Annotated in this window: 5 protein-coding genes; 2 read left to right on the forward strand and 3 right to left on the reverse strand. The window is 65.4% G+C overall.

The annotated features are described in order from the left end of the window. The coding region (locus ABW137_RS12630) for a glycoside hydrolase family protein (RefSeq protein WP_526400359.1) at positions 1–1,209 on the forward strand (1,209 nt) is incomplete at its 5' end. Positions 1,210–1,255: 46 nt separating this feature from the next. Here ABW137_RS12630 and ABW137_RS12635 read toward each other — a convergent pair. The 3 genes from ABW137_RS12635 to ABW137_RS12645 all read right to left on the reverse strand — a co-directional run bounded on the left by ABW137_RS12635 (position 1,256) and on the right by ABW137_RS12645 (position 4,901). Then, positions 1,256–2,491 carry an O-antigen polymerase gene (locus tag ABW137_RS12635; RefSeq protein WP_526400361.1) on the reverse strand — a complete coding sequence of 412 codons (1,236 nt, stop codon included), beginning with the start codon at positions 2,489–2,491 and terminating at the stop codon, positions 1,256–1,258. Positions 2,492–2,592: 101 nt separating this feature from the next. After that, entirely contained in the window at positions 2,593–3,792 is a 1,200-nt protein-coding gene (locus ABW137_RS12640; protein ID WP_526400363.1) for a hypothetical protein, read from the reverse strand. Further along, on the reverse strand, positions 3,789–4,901 hold the full coding sequence (locus ABW137_RS12645) for a glycosyltransferase (RefSeq protein ID WP_526400365.1): 1,113 nt from the start codon (positions 4,899–4,901) through the stop codon (positions 3,789–3,791). Before ABW137_RS12645 ends, ABW137_RS12640 begins: the two co-directional genes overlap by 4 nt. A 108-nt stretch (positions 4,902–5,009) precedes the next feature. On the opposite strand from ABW137_RS12645, the gene ABW137_RS12650 reads away from it, so the two are divergent. Further along, the coding region (locus ABW137_RS12650; protein ID WP_526400367.1) for a hypothetical protein at positions 5,010–5,223 on the forward strand (214 nt) is incomplete at its 3' end.

The raw sequence follows: 5,223 nt of genomic DNA on the forward strand, positions 1-5,223 counted from the left end.
CGGTGGCCACCCGGTGGAGCGGCCATCGTCATCACCGGAGTCTCAGACGTCGGCATCGAGTTTGATCTCGGCGCCGAGCTTCTCATGGACAATCTCGACCCCGTTGCCAAGACAGGCACCAGCCATGGACTTCTGGTACATGGTCCGGCGTCGCGAATTTCGTTGCGCAGGGTGAAGATCAGGTGGGCGGGCCATGCGAAGAGATCCCTTGGCGACGGAATCAGGGTGGTGGGCTGCCCTGCCGGGGCCGCCCCGCCGATGGGCTGGTCTGGACCACCGGCGCCGGTCGACGGAATAGCCTTGTCCGACTGCGTCGTTCGAGCCAGTCCGCAGGCGGGTGTGGTGATGCTCGGAGTGTCTGGCATCACCGTTGCTGGACTCCGGGTGGCCGACAGCGGTGCCGATGGGTTGCATTTCAACGCGTGCCGACGCGCCGAGATCGACGACTACACCGCGGTCGACACCGGCGACGACGGAATGGCGCTGGTGACATATTTCGCGCCTTGGTTCTCGTTCGACAGCACCGCGCATACCTTCTCGTTCCCGTCACTGACCGATTGGTCCAATGCCGACTTCACCATTGGCCACGTCAACGTGATCGGCAGCAGGGCAAACGGGGTCCGGATTGCGGGCGCGAACCGGATCACCATCAGACGGCTCCGCGTGGTCGGGGTGCGATCCGGCTCGGCGGTGATGATCGACTCAGCGCAACCGGGCACGGATGTCGGCTGGAACTACGTGGCCAGCCGCGCCGTCCGCGTCGATGACGTCACTGCGAGCAACTGCGACACGGGAATTCACCTCCTGGCTCGACCGAGCGGGCCTGCCGATCGACGATTCACCGATTTCGACGTCCACGTCGACCACGCGGCGCTCGACGACTGCGACAATTGGTCAGTGCGGGCGGAGTCACTGACCGCGCACAAGGTGCGTGGGCTTCGGCTGGAGAACTTCACCATCTCATCTACCTCGACCACGGGCGGCAACGGCGGCGTGGGGATCGACAAGGCGGACGGGATCTCGCTGAGCAACATCTCGATCCGGCACACGCGGCCGGTGATCGTCTTCACGGCGATACAGGCCGGTCAGCTTGCGGTCGACCATCTGAACGTGGCGATAGGCCCGCCAGGGCAGCGGACTGCCAGCACGACAGACGGTGTGTCGGTCGAGGGTTCCGACGGCGTCATCAACGGCAGTGCACTGGGGTGATCGGCCAACACGGGTCACACGGGGCCTCCGGTGCGCTTGGCGCAGTTCACATTCGGCTAGTGGCGTCCTTCGGAGGCCGCATCCTTGCGGCCAAGAGTGCGACTCCGGCAGTGAGCAACAAGAGGAAGAGGACGATGCCGTAGATCAGTATCTGCACCCGCCACACCTCCAGGAAGCAATATGCCACTACGCCAGAGGACGCGGCGATCACCGGACTGAAACTGAACATCCGCGCGAACGCATATCCGGCGAACCCGTACGCCAGAATCGTGTAGAGCCAGCCCCACGTCCCGTACGTCGAGTAGGTGTCGGCGAATACGGAATTGGTGAAGAAGTTCCCGGCGAAGGTCACCGAATAGCCATAGACCGATGCCTGTTTCCAACTGTCGTCCTTGGCCACCTTCGTGAACTGCAGGAAGGTCGGCTGTACGGCGGCCAGCGACGTCACCGCACCGCCCTGCTTCTCCCACGCCCCGCGCGCCACTGCATCCGCCACTCCGAGTGAGACTTGCGCCGGAACGGCGAGATAGGCCCCCGTCTGATACATGTTCATTGCCACCGGATTCGAGACTCCGGCTTCGCGGTAGTAGTTGGCGTTGCGGACGTAGTTGAGTGCTGTGAGCACGGCGAACCCGCTGAGCACGATCACCACGACCGCGGTCACCGCGCGCGCCCGCGACCCGCCGCCCACCCGCCGAGGTTGGCGGCTGCGCACCCATGCGGCCAGATAAACCGCGCATGCCATCAGCAGGGCAAGCCGCGAGGCGATCATCGCGTTGGCCAGCAACAGCAGTACCGCGACGACCATGTACGGCCACCCAATGACCTTCTTGCGCCAGAGGTACACGCCGAGGGGCGCAGCCAGGATGGTGGCGTACCGCAGCGTCTGCGGCCCGGCGAAGCCGGAGAGCGCATTACTGAAATCGTTCGCAGTCTGCGCGCTCAGCGAGTCGACGATCGCGGTGATGCCGCCTACCTTCCAGAACGAGTAGGCGACTCCCACGATGCCAGCGGCCAGGAGCAGAAAGAAGTATCGCCGCTCGAACCAGGCGGTGTTCGTCCGCTCCCCCCCGAGCGCGGGCGGCGATCGGTGTACGCCCAGCCAGAAGCCGACCATCGACACCAGTGCTATCGCGCTATACCAGACCACGAGGAGCGCAATGCCCCGGCCGCTGACCTGAGCCGGGGTCGCAAACCCCGTCAGCGCCTCCGACATGGCCGCGGGTGCTCCAAGCTGTTGCTCGGCAACCAACCCCGACCACGCCAGAAACGACGCGGTCACGGGTGCCAGGATGAAGACTGCGGGACTGAACCACACCGGGGCTCGGCGGGTGGTGCCGGCATGGCGTGCCCCGGTTGTGGCGCCTTCCGCGGTGAGCATCGCTACCTGAACCGTTCCCGCAGCTGGCGGTACGCGAAGGTCGCCGAATAGTCCGGCGCACCCTTGACCGCGGCGTAGTGGTACACCAGCGCGGTGGCCATCTCGGAGACGACGAACGCCAGGAAGATGGCGGACGGCGTGCGCCACAGGACGAGAAAGCCCACGCTGATCACCAGATAGACGAGCGTGCTTGCGCCGCGGATCCAGAACACCAGCACGGTTCTGCCCGCCTTGCGGAGCGCGGCGAACGGCACGGTGGACAACAGCATGGCGGCCTTCCACGAGCAGGCCAGCAACAGCGCGGCGGCGCCGACACCGTGCCACGCCGGTCCGAAGATCAGGCCGGCAACTCCGCTGAAGGCCACGGCGAGAACGGCCACCAGGCCCGCGCCGAACACCGCAACGAACGCGGCGAGCTCGCCTCGGTGTCCATGCGCGAGCAACCGATACCGGCCATATGCCAGAATCGGCTCCATCGCGCCCGCGACCGTGGAGATCACGCGAAACGTCACCGAGGCCGCGGGCCCGACCATGACCAGCAGCAATGACGTGATCGCCGGCTGGACGGCACCAACGACTGCCGTCTCCGCGGTCACCCAGCCAGACCTACCGACGTCTGGCGGGAAACCCATGTGCGGCAGTGCTTTTCGTGGCTGATATCGAGCGACCACCGCTACCAGAGCGCCGAGGGCGAGCACCCGCACACAGTGCGGATTGTGTTGATGAGCCAACCAGAGCGCGATCAGACTCGCGACGATCAGCGCCGCCGCTGCAAGGCCTTCCCGTCTCCACTCACCATTGACGACGCCAATCGAGCGGGCCATCAGCAGGCCGGTCATCACCCCGATAGAGCTCGTCATCAGCACCGCGGATGATGCGACCGCAGGTCCGACCACCAGCAGGGCACCGACGACGACGGTGAAGAACACCACCCACGATGGCAGACCAAGCTCACCGTCGGCATCCGGCGTCGCAAGGCGGCCCTCGACGACGAAGGCATTGAGCAGCTGCGCGACGTACACGCCAACGACCAGCGACAGCGCGAGAAAACCCTGGGTCTCGATCGGGGCGATGCGCGCGTAGATGGCGATGAACATCGCCGGAAAGACATTCAACGCGAGGCCGGCGACGACCTGCACAGCGGTGCGCAGATATTTGCTGTCAGGCGCAATCGCGCCCGAGGCGCCGCGGCGGTCGGTCATGTTCGTGTGGTCGCCAGCGTCTGCATCACCACTGCGGCCATCTTGGCGCGGAAGATCTCGGGCGAGAACTGTTCGGCATGGAACCGGACTTTGACCGGATCGAACTGGCTGCCGTCGAAGGACGCGAACTGCTCAGCAAAGTTGCTGACCATCTCGGCATCATCGGCCCCGCCGACCAGCGTCCCGGTCACGCCCTGGACCACGCTGTCCAACGCACCACCGACACCGAGGGCGATCACCGGCGTGCCGCACGCCATCGCCTCGACGGGTGTGATGCCGAAGTCCTCCTCCCCCGGCATGACCAATGCCTTCGCCCGCCGGTACAGGCTGCGCAGTTGCTCGTCCGACACCCGACCGAGAATGGTGATGTCACCGCCCGCGGCAAGCCTTCTGCATTTGGCGACCTCCCGGCCATCGCCGGCAACCACCAGCTTCACCCCGGCCGCGACAGCCGCGCTGATGGCAATGTCCGGCCGTTTGTACCCCACCAGCCGACCCGCGAGAAGGTAGTAGTCCTCACGTGTCTCCGTGGCGTCTGGCGCATAGAAGTCGACGTTCACCGGGGGGTGGACGACTTCGGACTCGCGACTCCAATGGCACCTGATTCGCTGAGCCACCGCCGCACTATTGGCCACGATGGCCGTGATTAGCGGCGCCGCAGCCAGCTCCGTGTTGATCGCCAGGCGGGAGAGCAAGTCAAGCGCCAGTCGACCCGGCAGTGACCCCGCCTCTTCGCGGCGCATGTTCTTGTCCCACGCCCATCTCGACGGCGAATGCACGTAGACGACGGTCGGCGTGGATGCGGCGGCGACGGCGGCGGCCGCGAATGCGTGATGACTGATGATCACCACATCCGCCTTGCCAAAATCGCGGTGTCGCAGCCACGCAGGTACCAACGGAAGCAACGGAGCGTAGCTGCGATAGCCCGTCATTCGGTAAGCCGACGACAGCGGACCGGTAATCACGCGTGAGGCAAACGCCGCGGTCACCCGAGGATCGACGATGGGGATACTGATCGGGGCATCCGGCCACTCGCGTGCAAGCTCGGAGACAACGTGCTCCGAACCCGCGATCTCGGTGAGCCGTTCATGAACGATCGCGACCCTCACCCCGTGCTCCGCTGTGCATCGACATCACTCGCATTCGGTACCTGAGCTGGATCTTCCGCTGCTTTGGATTGACGTTTCCTCATGAATTCCCCCTGCCATCGACGGTAAGTGAACACCGCGACCACCGGTGCCGAACTGGATGCCGTGGCCGAACGAAGCGCCAACACTTGCGCCACGGTGTCGACGTCGATTCGGGCCACCAGCACGATGGAGGTGGCGGCCGCGACCACGTCGGGCGTCAGCGTCGAGTCACCGACGGCTCCGCCCGCGACGATTTGCGCCGTGGGTGTGCCTGCCGAGACCGGCAACGCATGTTGCCCCA

The sequence above is a fragment of the Mycobacterium sp. genome (genome assembly GCF_040509115.1).
Classification (GTDB): Bacteria; Actinomycetota; Actinomycetes; order Mycobacteriales; family Mycobacteriaceae; genus Mycobacterium.